Genomic DNA, 16,175 nt, shown 5'->3' with positions numbered 1-16,175 from the left:
TTACATGATTGATTCATTGAAGTCGCTTTGATTATCAATTTAGTAGTCCGTTGAAACATAGCAGACATGCCAGTTTCAAGGATGTGTCATATTCGTTAAGTATCCTCTAAGCACTTTTGAGAGAGGATACTAAAATGAAAAAACTAACTATTATGTTGGCATTGGCGCTGGGCACAATAAGCTCAGCCCAAGCCGCAACCACTTACAACATCAGCAAAGAGTGGACATTTACGCACAGCGGTAGCGGCTATTTGGCTGAGATTCCGGCGTTTGACGCGGTGACCAATACTTTATGGGTGGCTGGCGTGAAAGGGGTGGATGTGCTGGATGCGACGACAGGCAGTTTTCTGCAGCATATTGATACCAGTGCTTACGGCAGTATCAACAGCGTGAGCATCAGCAATGGTATGGCAGCGTTTGCCATTGAAAACACAACGCGTACCAATGCGGGCATTGTCCAGTTATATAATACTTCCAGCCGCAGCCTGGCCTCAGGGACCAATACTTTTACCGTTGGTGCATTGCCAGATATGCTGACCTTTACCCCGGACGGCACTAAAATTCTGGTGGCTAACGAAGGCACGCCAGATGCATACGGCAAACGGATTGGTACTAGCGTGCCACGGGTGTATGGCTCCGCCGCGAATGACCCAGTCGGTAGCGTAACGATTATTGATGTGGCAAACCGTACGGTAGCGGCGACAGCCACGCTGGCTGGTGTGCCTACGTCTGGGACTCATATCCGTACCAATACCGGTATGGATTTTGAACCAGAATATATTGCAGTAAGCGCGGATGGCAGCAAGGCTTATGTCACGCTGCAAGAAGCGAATGCCATCGGTATTCTGGACCTGCAAACAAATACCTTTACCAATGTTGTTGGCCTGGGGGCGAAAGACTTTAGTATGCCGGGCAATACGATTGATCCGCTCAACAATGGTAATGTCAATTTCATCAATGCCAATGTAAAAGGTTTGTATATGCCTGATGGCATTGCCACTTATGATGTGGCTGGCAAGACTTATCTGGTGACGGCAAATGAAGGTGATTTCCGTGAGGATGACGGCGACCGTTCCGCTGCGAGCTCTCTGGGTGCGACCGGTGATCTGGCAAATATTCGTATCTCCAATACAGATTCCTCCGCAGGAGATTTATACGCTGCCGGTGCTCGTTCTTTCAGTATCCGTGATGCGGATGGTAATCTTGTTTATGACAGCGGCGACATCCTTGATAAAGAGGCGTTTGCACGTGGGATTTACGATGATGGCCGCAGCCGTGATAAAGGCGTAGAGCCGGAAGGTGTTGATCTGTTCACCCTGGGTGGCCGCACCATTGCTGCGGTGGGTCTGGAAAGAACCTTGAAGGGTGCTATTGCCCTGTTTGATATCACAGACCCAACCAAGGTGAGTTTTATCGACATGGTTGTGTCTGACGGTGACTTGGCGCCAGAAGGCTTGGTGGCGTTTGAAATAGGTGGTAAATCTTACCTGGCGTTTGCCAACGAAGGCTCTAATACCACGTCGCTGTTCAGCATCAGCGCAGTGCCTGAGCCGGGTTCTGCCGCAATGCTGGGCTTAGGCCTGGTAGCTATCGTTGCGATGCGTCGTCGCCAACAGTAACACTTATTTTTGCAAGCGTAGCCGGGCATGCCATATGCCTGGCTGTTTGTTTTTTACCGCGGCACAAAAGCCGTGCGCGCGTTTCCTGTCCTGGCGTTCTGCGCTATAATCGCGTGGATATTTTTTCTAACGCAACGGGATACGGATATGTCGGGTTACAATCAGAGTTCAAGCATTAAAGAATTAATTATTGCGATTCCAGGGGCCATTATTGGTTTCACTTTGCTGGTTTCCATACTGGCTTATCTTTTTGGCGTGGTGGGTGGCGAAAAGGCGGAGCCTTCTAAAGAAGCCACTGAGGCAGCAGAACAAAAAGTGGTCGCCAATATCCAGCCAGTGGCAACGGTTGAAGTGGCTGAGGCTGCTGGTGAGCACGTTGAGAAAAGCGGTGAAGAAATCGTCAAAGGCGTGTGTATTGCATGCCATGGCGTTGGTGCTCTGGGTGCGCCTAAAGTTGGCGATGCTGGCGATTGGGGTCCCCGTATCGCCCAAGGTTATGAAACTCTGGTCAAGCATGCGATTGAAGGCATTCGTAGCATGCCTGCCCGTGGTGGTAATGCCGAGTTGACCGACCACGAAGTGGCAGATGCCGTGGCTTATATGGCTAACCAGGCGGGGGCAAAATTTGACGCTGCCAGTTTGAAGAAATAATGAAGTAACACGCGAAAAGCCGCTTGAATCAAGCGGCTTTTTTATTGGTAAATCTGTTACGGAACACATTGAAACCATGGCGAGATACGCAATTGGTGATATCCAGGGTTGTTATCATTCCCTGATGCATTTACTTGAGCAGCTGGATTTTCAGCCAGGCCGTGACACCTTGTGGCTGGTGGGTGACCTGATCAATCGCGGTACGGGTTCGCTAGCAGTGCTGCGCTGGGTGTTTGAGCATCAATCCCACGTCAGGGTCGTACTGGGTAATCACGATTTGCATGCCATCGCGGTTGCGCATCATATCAAGCCGCCGCATCGTTTTGATACCTTGTCTGAACTATTAACTGCCACTGATGGCCCTGCGCTGCTGCAGTGGTTGCGACAGCAACCGCTGATGGTGCTTGAAGAGGATTTTGCCATGCTGCATGCCGGGCTGTATCCACAATGGACATTAGCTGAGGCCAGGACATTGGCAGCTGAGGTCGAAGCTGTTTTACAGTCTCCGGGATATCTTGGCTTTTTACAGCAGATGTACGGTAATCAGCCAGCTGCCTGGCATGATGATTTGGCAGGGATAGATCGCTTGCGCGCGATTACTAATGCCTTTACACGCATGCGCCTGCTGGATGCTGAAGGTGTCATGGAGTTTTCCTTTAAAGGCGAGTTGCCCGATACCCCTGCTGGTTATATGCCGTGGTTTCTCGCCCCTGACCGTCAATCTGCCAACGCAACGCAGAAAATTCTGTTTGGTCATTGGTCTGCCTTAGGTTTGTACCAAGGGCATGGTGTGATTGGCCTGGATACCGGTTGCCTGTGGGGGCGTCAGTTGACGGCGTATGCGCTGGAGACCGGACATATCAGCCAGGTGCCGTTAGATTTGCGTGACCGCCCGGCAGATTTAGCAGGCGATTAGCAGAAGGTAAACGATATGGAGTTATGGCTGGTCATCTCGGCGGCTTTCTTGGCCGGCATCGTGGATGCCATGGTCGGTGGCGGTGGCCTGGTCACAGTCCCCGCGTTGCTGACAACTTATGCGAATACTGCGCCAGCGTTGTTGCTTGGGACTAACAAGTGTTCCAGCGTATTTGGAACTGCAGTGGCGGCATGGCGTTATGACCGCCATGTCCGGTTAGACTGGGCGTGGCTGGCGCCCGCTGCATTGGCGGCTCTCATCGGATCCGGCCTGGGGGCATGGACGCTGACCTGGACGGATCCTGAATTCCTGCGCAAATTATTGCCCTGGATATTGCTGCTGGTGCTGTTCTATACCCTCAGGTATCCGCAATTCGGTTTATCACGCATCACGACTTCGCATAGCGTGCGGCAACGTTTCCTGATCGCTGTTGCGATTGGTGCCTCGATTGGATGGTATGACGGCTTTTTTGGGCCGGGCACCGGTAGTTTTTTTATTTTCTTGCTGGTGCGCTGGCTGGGGCAGGATTTTCTCCATGCTTCGGCGTCAGCAAAAGTATTGAATGCGACGACTAACCTGGCCGCCTTGGTGATGCTGGCAGCAACAGGGCATGTGTGGTGGCAGGTGGGCCTGATGATGGCGGCGGCCAATGTGGCCGGCAGTTTGTTGGGGACTGCGCTGGCGCTCAAGCATGGTGCCCAGCTAGTGAGGCGTGTATTTATGCTGGTGGTTGCTGTACTGATTATCAGGACGGCCTGGCAGGCCTACTTGTAGAGGCACCTTTAGCAGCAATCTCGTCAATCGCTTTACGCTTGTTGTCTTTGTAGTGATGGCTGGCTGATGACCTCAGAGGCTGTCAACCATGGCAAGTGTGCAATGATTTCATTTCTTGCCTGGCTGGCTAGCGTTTGCCGGTCCAACAGGCGCGCTTCTATCGGCGTACAAAAATGTAAATGCACACGTGGGGACTGCATGTTTAAAAAAGACAGCATGGACTCTATCATGGTTGTTTCCCCTGCATAAGCAGCCGCCAGATTGAGGCTGCCGTCAGGTAAAGGGTAGTGGATTGCAATCGGGATCACAGTCGCCTCAGCATCAATAGACGCCTGGATCAGGCTGCTTTTAAACGGTAGCACCTGCTGTCCATCGGTCGTCGTACCTTCGGGAAACACGCACAGATTGTCCCCCAGTTTCATCGCTTGTGTGACAACTTTAAGCACGCGTGCCGCATCGCGTTGACGTGTCCGGTTAATAAAGATCGTCCCTGATTTTTTCACCAGGTATCCAAACACTGGCCAATCCTTGATTTCAAGTTTTGCGACAAAACGCACGGGGATCAGGCTATTCAGGGCATGGATATCTGACCAGGAAATGTGGTTGGCAACAAACAGGGTATGCTGTGTCTGAGGTGCAGGGCGTTGACCACTCACCGATAACTGTAAGTTAAAGCAGCGCAGGAGTTTTGCACACCACCAGCGGATGATTTGCTCGCGGCCACGGCGGCCACACACAGGCAATACGAGTGTTGCCAATGTGAGTCCGGTCAGGGTGTGGAGAAAAATGCGGGCGATGCGCCAATAGCGAGTAAGAAAGTTTGTTTTTGGCAAGTTATTTCAAGAAATGCGCAGCATATCTGGGATTGATTCTGGATAAAGGTAACAATACCAGCATATCTGCGGTATTAAAAGCCGGGTCCCAGGCGGGTTCGCCGCAAATGTAGGCACCCAGGCGCAGATAGCCCTTGACCAGCGGCGGGCAGGTCACCGGCAATGATTGGTCCAGCGCTTCGATGGGTAAAGGATGGTGTGGGAACACACGGTATTCTGCAGGGGATAAATAATCCTCACGCAAATTGTTGAACAGCGAAGCGGCAGTATGGCCGCCATCATGCATGGAGATGCTGGCGCAACCAATCATGTATTCGTACTGGCGCGCCATCATGTATTTGGCCAGGCCTGCCCATAGCATGGTGATAGTGCCGCCGGTCCGGTAGTCGGCATGCACACAAGCGCGGCCAACTTCTACTGTACGGTCAGCCAATGGCGCCAGGCGGCTGAGGTCAAACTCCCCGGCGGAGTAGTACCCACCGGCCAGCATCGCCTGCATCGGGTTTAAAATGCGGTAGGTGCCTACGACTTGCTGTGTGGCATCGTCACGTACCAGCAAATGATCACAAAAGGCATCAAAGCCATCCACATCCAGGCCATTCTGGCTCTTGATTTGTGCGCCCATTTCTTCAGCAAACACCTGGTAGCGCAATCGCTGCGCTTCCATGATTTCTTCTGCGCTGGTGGCCAGCGCGACACTTAGGGTAGAAGACTGGCGGGCAGTATTGATGGGTGATTGAATCTCTGGCTGGTATAAGCCATGTTCTTGCAGATTGCGTTCTAACATCACGCGGCTCCTTGATTAAGGTTTAGCGTGATATTAGGAGTGTCACATGAACGATTGGTGACGCTGACGTGACAGTTGTGTGACAGTGTCGGTAGAGATAAATGAAAAGAGCGACCATTGGTCGCTCTTTTATATATAGTCTGCGGCTTAGTGTGAAACGCGGGAAGTGCCGCCATTCTCAACAATACGCACACGGTCACCGGCGTTGAATTGCTCGTCAGCCTCTTGCACGATGGCTACCAAGCCGCCGCCATCCAGTTTGACGGTGATTTCCAGTGCGTTCTTGCGGGTGACAGCCTCTTCGGCTGCGGAGCCTGCCAGGCCACCTGCGACCGCGCCGATCACAGCAGCGATGGCGCTGCCTCTACCCCCGCCAATGGAGCTGCCTGCAATACCGCCGACCGCACCGCCAGCAATGGTACCGACTGGAGATTTCGTCCCTTCCAGTTTGACTGCGCGTACGCTTTCGACAACGCCAGTTTTGACAGTTTGGGCTTTGCGCGCTTCATCGCGTGAGTAAACGCTGCCGGAATTTGAGCTGGCGCATGCGCCTAGTATCCCGGTGATCAATGCCACTGCAATCCATTGCAATACACGTGTTTTCATTGTTCTCTCCTGTTAATCAGCTGGCAGTCTGGCGCAGGGTAGGATCTTCTTTCAGTGCATCCTGGACCAGCGCATGACTGTAAATGTTTTCAATCTCTGTTCTGCTTGGTTTGTGGTTCTGCCCACCCCGGCTGGCAATCTTGATCGCCCCCATGGTGGATGCCAGTCGGCCACAGGCTTTCCAGTCCCAGCCGCGAACAATGCCGTACAGCAAGCCGGCACGATATGCATCACCACATCCTGTCGGATCAACCACTTGCTCTGCTTTAACGCATGGAATGTCATGGCGTTGACCATCCGCGTAAATATGTGAACCCTCACTGCCCAGGGTCACAATCAAGGCTTTTACTTTAGCGGCTAATTGTTCAAGTGTCAGGCCTGTCTTGTCTTGGATGACTTGTGACTCGTAATCGTTCACTGCCAGGTAATCGGCCATCTCAATAAAATACATGAGTTCTTCGCCGTTGAACATGGGTAAGCCCTGGCCAGGGTCAAACATAAACGGGATGCCAGCATCATGGCATTCCTTGGCGTGCTGGAACATGGCATCACGGCCATCCGGTGCAATGATCGCCAGCGCAATGTCACGCGCATCATTCACGCTATTTGCGTGCGCATATTGCATGGCGCCAGGGTGAAAGGCGGTAATCTGGTTATCGTCCATATCGGTGGTGATAAATGCCTGTGCCGTGTAAGTCCCGGCAATTGCCTTGATATGCTGGGGGTCAATGTTGTTTTGCTCCAGCCATGATTGGTAAGGAGAAAAGTCATCACCTACCGTTGCCATGATCTGTGGCTGGCCTTCCAGCAATTGCAGGTTGTAGGCAATATTGCCGGCGGTCCCGCCAAATTCGCGGCGCATTTCCGGCACCAGAAATGCCACGCTTAGCTTATGAATTTTGTCTGCCAGAATATGGTTTTTAAATTGGTCAGGAAACACCATGATGGTGTCGTAGGCCAGTGAGCCACAGATAAGAATTTTCATGAATGAAGTCAGGTTTTTAAGTAAAGTAGGGCTATTATTGCTGTCAGCCAGCATGCTGGCAAGAGGCGCATGTCCCGAAGATGGTCAGGATTGCTTAATGGCAAGGTCAATCAGCGCCTTGGCCGCTTTTTTGGCCGATTTGATCGCCCCTGAACCGCGCTTGATTTGTTCGGCCTGAACGGCACCTTCAAACAGGATGGAAAGTTGCAGGGCCAGACCCTCTGCATCCTTGATATTGGCGTCTTGTGCCAGTTTGGAAATGAATTGGCGGAATTCACGCGATTGCTGGAAAGACAGCTGGTGGATGCGGTTTTCTTCATTGGGGAATTCTGCAGAAGCCTTGATAAAGGCAATGCCGGTAAAAGAAGGGGAGGTCACCCATTCCTCAATAAAATCAAACAGTTTCTGGATTTTCTCATTTGGGCTACCGCCAAGGCCGCCCATTTTCTCGTTCATCCAGTTCTGGAAATCCTGATGACTTTGCTGCAATACGGCCAGTATCAGCTCTTCCTTGGTTTCAAAATATTTGTAAAGCGTCATTTTGGTGGTGCCGGCGACAGCCACGATGGTATCCACGCCGGTGGAGTTGATGCCGCGCGTTTGAAACAGGTCTGTGGATACCTGCAGAATCTTCTGCTTTAGCGTATTCATGCCTCAATTATAGCACTCTATACCATCTTGTATACCAAGAAGTCTTTTTAAAAGGATTAACTCCTATTGATTGATGTTTTATGTTGTGGTAAATATACTATACTGTATAGTATATATTTGATAGTGCATCAAAAATTACATAAGGAGAAAACTATGCGTCAAGTATCATCATTAGTGTTGGCAACATTATTGGCAGTAGCAGGCAGTGCTTTTGCTGCGGAGCCACTGTTTGTAGTGAAGTCTGTAGAGCTCAATCAGTCAGCGGATGTCGTATGGAAGAAGGTTTCTGATTTTGGCGATTTGGGCGCTTGGCATCCTGCCGTGGCAAAAACAGAGATTGTGTCCGGGAAAAACAACAGCGCAGGAGCGAAGCGAGTGTTAACCCTCAAAGACGGCGGCAAGATCAATGAAACATTGACAGCTTACAACCCGAAGTCTAAAAGCTATTCGTATAAAATCACAGAGGGGGTGTTGCCAGTCAATGAGTATGCCTCAACCGTGAGTGTGCACAGCAATGGTGAGGGTAAGTCAGTGGTGGTTTGGGAAAGCCACTTTTTGCCTAAAGCACCCGCGGATGAAAAGGCCGCTTCAGACACGATCAAAGGTGTTTATGATGGTGGCTTGAACCAATTGAAAACATTGTTCCAGTAGATCTGTGCAGCAATCAAAAGCCGTCGTTACCGCGACGGCTTTTTTATTTTGAGTTCGCCATCAGTTTGGGCGTGTAATTGCATTGCACCTGGTCTAACAGCTGATTCACAAGTATTTGTTCGTCGCGGTTGGTGGTGACGTGGCCGTTAATGATATTTTCGATGTAGACGCTCTTGACGCGGTCGGGCAATTGAAGTGCTTCCAGCAGCCGGCAATCACCATGTTTCATGGTTTCCAGGCGGCTGTAAATGGCGGCAGTTTCCGAGGGGCTGGCTTCAAGCGAGAGCGGGTGTGGCGATGGCTGTGGTGTTTCTGCTGTTTGTATGGAGGGGTGAATGGCCAATTGCATGTGCCAATAATAACCGCCCATGACGCCGCTGAATAATGCCATGATGACAATGCTGTAGTTGCGGATCGCCAGCCAATTGATTTCGCGTTTTGTTTGTTCATCAATCAGCGCCTGAGCTGCGTGCCTGGCATGTTGCAGTGCACTGGATTGCTTGTTGCGCAATTTTTCCTGGCAGGCGCTCAATGCCATAAAGTACAACTGGTTGGCCAGCATGTCAGGTAGCCTGGCACCAGCCAGTTGCGCCTGGGTAGTAAGATAGTTTTGCAGCCTTTCCGGGGTGTCGGATTCAGGGATTGACTCAAACGTTTGCGGTGCATTTGCGCTATATAGCGGGCTGGACAACAGGTCGTCCAGAATATTAAACAGGCCCAGGAGCTTTTGGGAGGCTTGCTTGCCGGATTTGTCCAGCATGCGTATCAGCCATTCGGATTGCAGCAGGGCGGTTGGCATGTGATCAGAATGGTTTGATCACAACCAGGATCACAACGGCAAACAAAATCAGCACCGGTATCTCGTTAAACCAGCGGAACCAGACATGGCTATGGCGGTTTTGCTGGGCTTTGAATTGTTTAAGCAGCCTGCCGCAGTAATGGTGGTAACCGATCAATAGCACAACCAGTGTCAGCTTGGCGTGTAGCCAGCCGCCTGTGAAACCGTAGCCAAGCCATAACCAAATGCCAAATGCCAGTGCCAGCAACATCAGTGGCTGCATAAAGCGGTACAATTTGTTGGCCATCAGGATCAGCCGGGCATGGGCTTGTGGGTCTTGTTCCATTGCCAGGTTGACGTAAATACGTGGCAGGTAAAACAAGCCTGCAAACCAGCTTGTCACAAAGATAATGTGAAGCGCCTTAACCCAAAGCATCAGCTGGCTTTCTGGTTAAGTAGTTTGCGCAATTCAGCGAAGTTAAGTTCGCCTATCACTTTTTGCAGGCGCTGGCCTTGCGCGTCAAAAATAAAGCTGGTGGGGGTCAGGTTCACGTCACCAAACGCCTTGACCATTTCGCCATAGCCATCGTGCATGACGGCAAATGGCAGGTTTTTTTCCCTGGTGTAGTTGGCAACCTGTGCCGGAGGGTCATAGGGCATGGCTACCGCAATCACGACGAAATTTTTGTCTTTGTATTGCTGGTAGGTGTCTATCAGCTCAGGCATTTCTTTGATGCAGCCCGGGCAGTCAGTGGCCCAGAAATTCACCAGTACCGTTTTTCCGCGCAGGGCCTGCATACTGATTTTTTGACCATCCAAAGTGGTAAAAGTCACTTCGGGCGCCTGCGGTTTTTGCATCACGGCCACTGCGAGGCCGACAAACAATAACAGCGCAATCAGTGGTACCAGCCATTTTTTGAACTTAGTATTTAATATCGACATCCGAAAACCTGCTTACTCAAAAACCCTAGACCGTTTAACGTGTTTGTGCCGTAGGCGGCGTGTTATAATTGGCTTTTGTTTTTGATAAATTATCAATGAACGCACCTGTCAACGCAGATTTGTTAAAGCACGATTCTACTCCTCTCACGCGTTTACGTGAAATCCCGTACAACTATACCTCTTTCTCAGACCGTGAAATCGTCATTCGGTTTCTGGGTGAGGAAATCTGGGAAATACTGAATGTCCTGCGCGCAGAGCGCAAAACAGGCCGTAGTGCACGCATGCTGTTTGAGGTATTGGGCGATCTGTGGGTGGTGTCACGTAATCCTTATCTGCAAGATGACTTGCTGGAAAATCCCAAACGTCGCAAAGCATTGATCGAGGCGTTGTATCACCGTATTTCTGCTATTAACGAACGCAGCGGTGGTAACGACAAAGTCCAGAAGCTGGTGTCAGCCGCAACCAAAGCCATAGAAAAGTTTGCTGATGACTTCAAGCAAACGGCTGAGCTGCGTAAAAAAGCCCTGGCCAAGCTGACCAAATATACCCGCAAGGACAATGTGCAGTTTGATGGCCTGGCACGTGTGTCACACGTGACCGATGCCACTGACTGGCGCGTTGAATATCCATTCGTCGTAATCAACCCGGATACCGAGGCTGAGATTTCCTATCTGGTGCGTGCGTGTATCGAATTAGGGTTAACCATTATCCCGCGGGGCGGTGGTACGGGGTATACCGGTGGCGCCGTACCCTTGACGCCTTTGTCTGCCGTCATTAACACCGAAAAACTGGACCAACATACCGGCGTGCAAATGCGTACCTTGCCAGGCGTTTCACGCCAGGTGGCCACCATTGAGTGCGGCGCCGGTGTGGTGACACGCCGTGCCATGGATGCTGCCACTGCGGCCGGGCTGGAGTTTGCCTGTGACCCAACTTCTGCCGATGCGTGTTGCATTGGTGGTAACGTCGCCATGAACGCCGGTGGTAAAAAAGCAGTCTTGTGGGGCACGGCGCTGGATAACCTGGCCTCCTGGCGTATGGTGACGCCAGACGCGACCTGGCTGGAAGTGGAGCGTCTGGACCATAACCTGGGCAAGATTCATGATATCGACGTGGCGCGCTTTAAAATCAGCCGTTACGACATTGATTACAAAAATCTGTTGTCCGAGCCAGAAATCCTGGAAATTCCTGGCCCTAGCTTCCGTAAGGTGGGTCTCGGCAAGGACGTGACCGATAAGTTCTTGTCTGGCTTGCCTGGCGTGCAAAAAGAAGGTTGCGATGGCCTGATTACCTCTGCGACGTTTATTTTGCACCGCATGCCCAAGCATGTACGCACCATTGCGCTGGAGTTTTTTGGTAACGTTTCACACGCTGTGCCAGCGATTGTGGAAATCAAGGATTACCTGGATGCGACCGCCAAACAGGATCCTGCAGTCATCATGGCCGGCCTGGAACACATGGATGAGCGCTATGTGAAGGCCGTGGGTTACGCCACCAAGGCCGCCCGCCAGCAACGCCCGAAAATGGTGTTGTTGTGCGATATTGCCTCTGATGACGAAAACGCCGTCGGCGAAGTCGCCTCTGCCGTGGTGCGGATGTGTAACGCCCGCAATGGTGAAGGCTTTATTGCTGTCTCGGCTGAGGCGCGTAAAAAATTCTGGCTGGACCGTTCACGCACTGCAGCGATTGCCCGCCATACCAACGCCTTCAAGATTAACGAAGACGTGGTGATTCCATTGCCGCGCCTGGGTGAGTACTCAGATGGTATTGAGCGCATCAACATCGAGCTCTCCATCAATAACAAACTGCGGCTGGTCGACGAGCTGGAGGCCTTTGTCTCTGGCGATTTGCCTTTGCAGCCAGATGAGGATGGCAATGCCGATCCTGAAGGCGTGAAATCCAAACAGAATATCGCACTGCAATTATTGCGCGATGTGAGAGCCAGATGGCGTCTGATCCTCAACACATTGGATGAACCTGTCTCTGTACTGGGCGAAATGGGTAAATCATTTGCACAGTATGACAATGTGTTCCGTGCGGTGCAGTCTTATGATCTGCGTATCTCCTGGAAGCGTGAGCTCAAGCGCCCGATGGCGGATATTTTTGCTGGCCGCGAATATCAGAAGATTCTAGACAAGCTCGACGAGATTCAGAAAACCGTCTTGAAGAGCCGCGTATTTATCGCGTTACACATGCACGCCGGTGACGGTAATGTGCATACCAATATCCCGGTCAACTCAGATGACTACGGCATGATGCAGGACGCTCACGCAGCGGTGGCACGCGTGATGGACCTGGCGCGCGGCCTCAATGGTGTGATCTCGGGCGAGCATGGCATTGGCATTACCAAAATGGAGTTCCTGGACCAGGCGACCATTGATACCTTTGCCAAATACAAAGCCAAGGTAGACCCTGAAGGCCGCTTTAACAAAGGCAAACTGATGGCGGGCTCAGGCCTGGAAAACGCCTATACGCCTAGCTTTGGCCTGCTGGAGCAAGAATCCATCATTATGGAACAGTCTGCCATTGGCGAGATCGCTGATGATATTTCTGACTGCTTGCGTTGCGGCAAGTGCAAGCCCGTGTGTACCACCCATGTGCCACGAGCCAACCTGCTGTATTCTCCACGGAACAAAATTCTGGGGACATCGCTGCTGATCGAAGCCTTCTTGTACGAAGAGCAGACACGCCGCGGTATTTCGCTCAAGCATTTTGACGAATTCAACGACGTCGCTGACCATTGTACGGTCTGCCACCGTTGCGAGAAGCCGTGCCCGGTGAATATCGACTTCGGTGATGTGTCTGTGAAGATGCGCAATTTCCTGCGCGAACAGGGTAAAAAGAAATTCAACCCTGGCACCGCAGCTGGCATGATGTTCCTGAACGTCAAAGACCCGGCAACGATCAAATTGCTGCGCGGCACCATGATACAAATGGGCTATAAAGCCATTAATATCGCCAACAGCCTGGCCAAGAAATTTGGTTTGCTAAAAGACAAGAAAGCACCACCAGCGACCGTGGGCAGGGCAGAAATCAAGGCGCAGGTGATTCACTTCATTAACAGGCCAATGCCCAAGAAAATGCAGTCCAAGACGTCACGTGCGATGATGGGGCTGGAAGATGACACCATGATTCCGGTCATCCGCAATCCGCAAAAAGTGACTGAGGATTCGGAAGCCGTGTTCTACTTCCCGGGTTGTGGCTCCGAGCGCCTGTTCTCCAACGTGGGCCTAGCGACGCAAGCCATGCTGTATGAAGTGGGGGCGATCACCGTATTGCCACCAGGCTACCTGTGCTGCGGCTACCCGCAAACGGCTGCGGGTAATCATGATAAAGGTCAGGAAATCACGGCGGATAACCGTGTGTTGTTCCACCGTGTGGCCAATACATTGAATTATCTGGATATCAAGACCGTGATCGTGTCTTGCGGGACGTGTATGGATCAGTTGCAGAAATACGAGTTTGAGAAGATTTTCCCAGGCTGCCGTCTGCTCGATATCCACGAATACCTCATGGAAAAAGACATGCGCCTGCAAGGTGTCACCGGTACGCGCTACATGTACCATGACCCATGCCACACGCCGATGAAGACTTACAAACCACTGGAAGTCACCAACAAGCTGATGGGCACCGAAGTTGCATTGAATGACCGTTGCTGCGGCGAGTCCGGTACGTTTGCGGCAGCACGTCCCGACATTGCCACCCAAGTGAAATTCCGCAAGCAGGAAGAGCTGGAAAAAGGCATGGCCAAGATGGGCCTGACCGTGGGTGCGCCTGAGCAACCCGTCAAAATCTTGACTTCTTGCCCAAGCTGCCTGCAAGGCCTGTCACGTTACGGTGATGATACCGGTATTGAGGCTGACTACATTGTGGTGGAAATGGCCAAGCACGTGCTCGGTGAAAACTGGATGGAAAACTACATCCAGAAAGCCAATAACGGCGGTATCGAGAAAGTATTGCTTTAAATAAACAACCCCGCGGAAGCGGGGTTTGTTCTACTGACTGGTGGATGAGTTATTGCTTGCGAGCACGAATGTAGACATAAATACCCGCCCAAGTCATCGCGATAAGAATCGCCGTGATCACAATAAAGCTCATCAAACCATAGTCAGTCGATAATAAATCAATCAAAATTTTCATGTTGGGTTCCTCCTGTCAGATAATCTTGCAAGCCATCTGACGATTATTTTGAACCCTATTAACAATATGGTTTTTGATGTAACGCAAAAGTGATGTAAGCAGCAAACGTTGGCATAGGCTGCAATGTTGCAAACCCTGTTCAGGAAATTGAAGTATGAATGTCTACCCCCTGCTTAAACCTCTGCTGTTTCAACTCGATGCAGAGCAAGCACACGATATCACCTTGCAATCGCTCAAGCGTGCAGAAAAAATGGGCCTGCTGAAATTGGTTGCTCCGCGTTTGCCAGATCAACCTACCCAGGTAATGGGACTGACATTCCCTAACCCTGTGGGCCTTGCTGCAGGGCTGGATAAAAATGCGGCGGTGATTGATGGCATGGCCGCGCTGGGTTTTGGCTTTATTGAAGTAGGGACGGTCACGCCACGCGCACAACCGGGCAATCCCAAACCACGTTTGTTCCGTTTGCCACAAGCCGAAGCCATTATTAACCGTTTTGGCTTTAATAACCTCGGTGTCGATCAACTGATCCAGAATGTCAAAGCTGCAAAATTCAAAGGTATTCTTGGCATCAATATTGGCAAGAATTTTGACACCCCTAACGACCGCGCCGCTGAAGACTACCTGACTTGCATGCGCAAAGTATATAACTATGCCAGTTATATCACGGTGAATATCTCATCACCCAACACCAAAAACCTGCGTGCACTACAAGAAAAAGAAGCGCTGGGACAACTCCTGGCGACACTCAAAGCCGAGCAAAAAATTCTCTCGCAATTGCATGGCAAATATGTGCCTATTGTGCTCAAAATTGCCCCAGATTTAACCACCGAACAAGTGCAAGAAATCGCTGAACTGCTGATGCAGCATCGCATGGACGGCGTGATTGCTACTAACACAACCTTGTCACGCGATGCCGTGGCTGGATTGCCGAATGCAGAAGAAGCGGGTGGATTGTCTGGTGCACCGGTAAAAGCGGGCTCCACACGCGTCATCCAGACCTTAGCAGCATCGTTGCAAGGCAGCCTGCCGATTATTGGTGTTGGCGGTATTATGAATGGCGACGATGCCAAAGAAAAAATCGCCGCAGGTGCCAGTTTGGTTCAGTTATACAGCGGACTCATCTACAAAGGTCCGCAATTGATTAAAGATTGTCGACGCGCACTACTCTAATGGCACTGCCAATCTTGTACTCTTACCGTCGCTGCCCTTACGCCATGCGCGCCCGCATGGCAATCTGGGCGGCGAATATCCAGGTGGAAGTACGTGAGATTTCTTTGCGCGAAAAACCTGTACATTTATTGCAGATTTCCCCCAAAGGCACCGTGCCGGTATTACAACTGCCAGACGGCACTGTGCTGGAGCAAAGCCTGGATATCATGCAGTGGGCACTGGCCCAGAACGATCCGCAAGGCTGGCTTAATGCAGACCCTGAGGCAATGAGTCAACTGATTGCACTCAATGACGGTGATTTTAAAAAAGCGTTAGACCGCTACAAGTATCCCGACCATTATCCAGAACATACACAAGCCTTTTACCGTGAACAGGGAGAGCTGTTTTTGCATAGGCTGGAAACTGCACTAGTTCAGCATCGCTATTTACTTGGTGAAAAACCCAGCATGGCGGATGTCGCCATTTTCCCGTTTATTAGGCAGTTTGCAGCAGTGGACGCAGCGTGGTTTGCAACCAGCATATATCCCCAACTCAGAGCGTGGTTGGCTGGGTGGTTAGAAGGCCCATTATTTGCAGAAATCATGCAAAAGATGCCAGTTTTCTCTATGACCGCCAGCGAGGGATAGTCCTGATCTTCTTTCGCGGACTATTTAATGCAGTATTTAGATAAA

Annotated in this window: 17 protein-coding genes; 8 read left to right on the top strand and 9 right to left on the bottom strand. The window is 51.2% G+C overall.

The genetic code is table 11. The features are described from left to right. Positions 1–134 precede the first annotated feature (134 nt). The 4 genes from F463_RS0110440 (at position 135) to F463_RS0110425 (ending at position 3,960) form a co-directional block, all read left to right on the top strand. The gene (locus F463_RS0110440; protein ID WP_026295511.1) at positions 135–1,619 is read left to right on the top strand and encodes a choice-of-anchor I family protein; all 1,485 of its coding nucleotides are present in this window, start codon (positions 135–137) and stop codon (positions 1,617–1,619) included. A gap of 147 nt (positions 1,620–1,766) precedes the next feature. Continuing rightward, entirely contained in the window at positions 1,767–2,270 is a 504-nt protein-coding gene (locus tag F463_RS0110435; protein ID WP_026295510.1) for a c-type cytochrome, read from the top strand. A 76-nt stretch (positions 2,271–2,346) separates the two neighbouring features. After that, a complete protein-coding gene (locus F463_RS0110430) occupies positions 2,347–3,186 on the top strand; it encodes a symmetrical bis(5'-nucleosyl)-tetraphosphatase (protein WP_018987032.1) in 840 nt (279 codons plus the stop codon). A gap of 15 nt (positions 3,187–3,201) precedes the next feature. Next, positions 3,202–3,960, top strand: coding sequence for a sulfite exporter TauE/SafE family protein (locus F463_RS0110425; RefSeq protein ID WP_018987031.1), 759 nt, complete (start codon positions 3,202–3,204; stop codon positions 3,958–3,960). Positions 3,961–3,992: 32 nt separating this feature from the next. Here the strand turns inward: F463_RS0110425 and F463_RS14315 are convergent, their stop codons facing one another. From F463_RS14315 to F463_RS0110400, 5 genes are all read right to left on the bottom strand, one after another. Then, positions 3,993–4,793 carry a lysophospholipid acyltransferase family protein gene (locus tag F463_RS14315; RefSeq protein WP_033413410.1) on the bottom strand — a complete coding sequence of 267 codons (801 nt, stop codon included), beginning with the start codon at positions 4,791–4,793 and terminating at the stop codon, positions 3,993–3,995. Between the two features lies 1 nt (position 4,794). Beyond that, a complete protein-coding gene (locus F463_RS0110415) occupies positions 4,795–5,580 on the bottom strand; it encodes a GNAT family N-acetyltransferase (RefSeq protein ID WP_018987029.1) in 786 nt (261 codons plus the stop codon). A 147-nt stretch (positions 5,581–5,727) separates the two neighbouring features. Then, positions 5,728–6,186, bottom strand: a complete 459-nt coding sequence (locus F463_RS0110410; protein WP_018987028.1) for an outer membrane lipoprotein — start codon at positions 6,184–6,186, stop codon at positions 5,728–5,730. A 16-nt stretch (positions 6,187–6,202) separates the two neighbouring features. After that, entirely contained in the window at positions 6,203–7,171 is a 969-nt protein-coding gene (locus F463_RS0110405; RefSeq protein ID WP_026295509.1) for a carbohydrate kinase family protein, read from the bottom strand. 84 nt (positions 7,172–7,255) lie between these two features. Continuing rightward, positions 7,256–7,822 carry a TetR/AcrR family transcriptional regulator gene (locus F463_RS0110400; protein ID WP_018987026.1) on the bottom strand — a complete coding sequence of 189 codons (567 nt, stop codon included), beginning with the start codon at positions 7,820–7,822 and terminating at the stop codon, positions 7,256–7,258. A 153-nt stretch (positions 7,823–7,975) separates the two neighbouring features. On the opposite strand from F463_RS0110400, the gene F463_RS0110395 reads away from it, so the two are divergent. Beyond that, complete coding sequence (locus tag F463_RS0110395) at positions 7,976–8,473, top strand: SRPBCC family protein (RefSeq protein WP_018987025.1); 498 nt, start codon at positions 7,976–7,978, stop codon at positions 8,471–8,473. Between the two features lie 43 nt (positions 8,474–8,516). On the opposite strand, the gene F463_RS0110390 is transcribed toward F463_RS0110395, so the two are convergent. Genes F463_RS0110390 through F463_RS0110380 form a run of 3 tightly spaced genes read right to left on the bottom strand, consistent with a single transcriptional unit; the run spans position 8,517 to position 10,193 of the window. Beyond that, entirely contained in the window at positions 8,517–9,272 is a 756-nt protein-coding gene (locus F463_RS0110390; RefSeq protein WP_018987024.1) for a hypothetical protein, read from the bottom strand. 4 nt (positions 9,273–9,276) lie between these two features. Beyond that, on the bottom strand, positions 9,277–9,687 hold the full coding sequence (locus F463_RS0110385; RefSeq protein ID WP_018987023.1) for a CopD family protein: 411 nt from the start codon (positions 9,685–9,687) through the stop codon (positions 9,277–9,279). Further along, positions 9,687–10,193, bottom strand: coding sequence for a TlpA disulfide reductase family protein (locus F463_RS0110380; RefSeq protein WP_018987022.1), 507 nt, complete (start codon positions 10,191–10,193; stop codon positions 9,687–9,689). The genes F463_RS0110385 and F463_RS0110380 overlap by 1 nt, the downstream gene beginning before the upstream one ends. A gap of 95 nt (positions 10,194–10,288) precedes the next feature. Between F463_RS0110380 and F463_RS0110375 the strand changes: the two genes are divergently transcribed. Then, on the top strand, positions 10,289–14,158 hold the full coding sequence (locus tag F463_RS0110375) for a DUF3683 domain-containing protein (protein WP_026295508.1): 3,870 nt from the start codon (positions 10,289–10,291) through the stop codon (positions 14,156–14,158). A 49-nt stretch (positions 14,159–14,207) separates the two neighbouring features. Here F463_RS0110375 and F463_RS14800 read toward each other — a convergent pair whose 3' ends face one another. Continuing rightward, on the bottom strand, positions 14,208–14,333 hold the full coding sequence (locus tag F463_RS14800) for a DUF3149 domain-containing protein (RefSeq protein ID WP_018987020.1): 126 nt from the start codon (positions 14,331–14,333) through the stop codon (positions 14,208–14,210). Positions 14,334–14,487: 154 nt separating this feature from the next. Between F463_RS14800 and F463_RS0110365 the strand changes: the two genes are divergently transcribed. Together F463_RS0110365 and F463_RS0110360 are read left to right on the top strand one after the other, a co-directional pair. Continuing rightward, the gene (locus F463_RS0110365; RefSeq protein WP_018987019.1) at positions 14,488–15,504 is read left to right on the top strand and encodes a quinone-dependent dihydroorotate dehydrogenase; all 1,017 of its coding nucleotides are present in this window, start codon (positions 14,488–14,490) and stop codon (positions 15,502–15,504) included. Then, positions 15,504–16,130, top strand: coding sequence for a glutathione S-transferase (locus tag F463_RS0110360; RefSeq protein WP_018987018.1), 627 nt, complete (start codon positions 15,504–15,506; stop codon positions 16,128–16,130). The genes F463_RS0110365 and F463_RS0110360 overlap by 1 nt, the downstream gene beginning before the upstream one ends. The last annotated feature ends 45 nt before the right edge of the window (positions 16,131–16,175 follow it).

It is taken from the genome of Methylophilus methylotrophus DSM 46235 = ATCC 53528 (assembly GCF_000378225.1).
Taxonomy (GTDB): Bacteria; Pseudomonadota; Gammaproteobacteria; order Burkholderiales; family Methylophilaceae; genus Methylophilus; species Methylophilus methylotrophus.
Note: the sequence above shows the minus strand (reverse complement) of the source record. Positions and strands in the feature narration are given on the sequence as shown.

Excerpts from the sequence above, each read along its gene's own strand:
- F463_RS0110440 (WP_026295511.1), top strand. The coding sequence starts at position 135 with ATGAAAAAACTAACTATTATGTTGGCATTGGCGCTGGGCACAATAAGC.
- F463_RS0110435 (WP_026295510.1), top strand. The coding sequence starts at position 1,767 with ATGTCGGGTTACAATCAGAGTTCAAGCATTAAAGAATTAATTATTGCG.
- F463_RS0110430 (WP_018987032.1), top strand. The coding sequence starts at position 2,347 with ATGGCGAGATACGCAATTGGTGATATCCAGGGTTGTTATCATTCCCTG.
- F463_RS0110425 (WP_018987031.1), top strand. The coding sequence starts at position 3,202 with ATGGAGTTATGGCTGGTCATCTCGGCGGCTTTCTTGGCCGGCATCGTG.
- F463_RS0110415 (WP_018987029.1), bottom strand. The coding sequence starts at position 5,580 with ATGTTAGAACGCAATCTGCAAGAACATGGCTTATACCAGCCAGAGATT.
- F463_RS0110410 (WP_018987028.1), bottom strand. The coding sequence starts at position 6,186 with ATGAAAACACGTGTATTGCAATGGATTGCAGTGGCATTGATCACCGGG.
- F463_RS0110405 (WP_026295509.1), bottom strand. The coding sequence starts at position 7,171 with ATGAAAATTCTTATCTGTGGCTCACTGGCCTACGACACCATCATGGTG.
- F463_RS0110400 (WP_018987026.1), bottom strand. The coding sequence starts at position 7,822 with ATGAATACGCTAAAGCAGAAGATTCTGCAGGTATCCACAGACCTGTTT.
- F463_RS0110395 (WP_018987025.1), top strand. The coding sequence starts at position 7,976 with ATGCGTCAAGTATCATCATTAGTGTTGGCAACATTATTGGCAGTAGCA.
- F463_RS0110390 (WP_018987024.1), bottom strand. The coding sequence starts at position 9,272 with ATGCCAACCGCCCTGCTGCAATCCGAATGGCTGATACGCATGCTGGAC.
- F463_RS0110385 (WP_018987023.1), bottom strand. The coding sequence starts at position 9,687 with ATGCTTTGGGTTAAGGCGCTTCACATTATCTTTGTGACAAGCTGGTTT.
- F463_RS0110380 (WP_018987022.1), bottom strand. The coding sequence starts at position 10,193 with ATGTCGATATTAAATACTAAGTTCAAAAAATGGCTGGTACCACTGATT.
- F463_RS0110375 (WP_026295508.1), top strand. The coding sequence starts at position 10,289 with ATGAACGCACCTGTCAACGCAGATTTGTTAAAGCACGATTCTACTCCT.
- F463_RS14800 (WP_018987020.1), bottom strand. The coding sequence starts at position 14,333 with ATGAAAATTTTGATTGATTTATTATCGACTGACTATGGTTTGATGAGC.
- F463_RS0110365 (WP_018987019.1), top strand. The coding sequence starts at position 14,488 with ATGAATGTCTACCCCCTGCTTAAACCTCTGCTGTTTCAACTCGATGCA.
- F463_RS0110360 (WP_018987018.1), top strand. The coding sequence starts at position 15,504 with ATGGCACTGCCAATCTTGTACTCTTACCGTCGCTGCCCTTACGCCATG.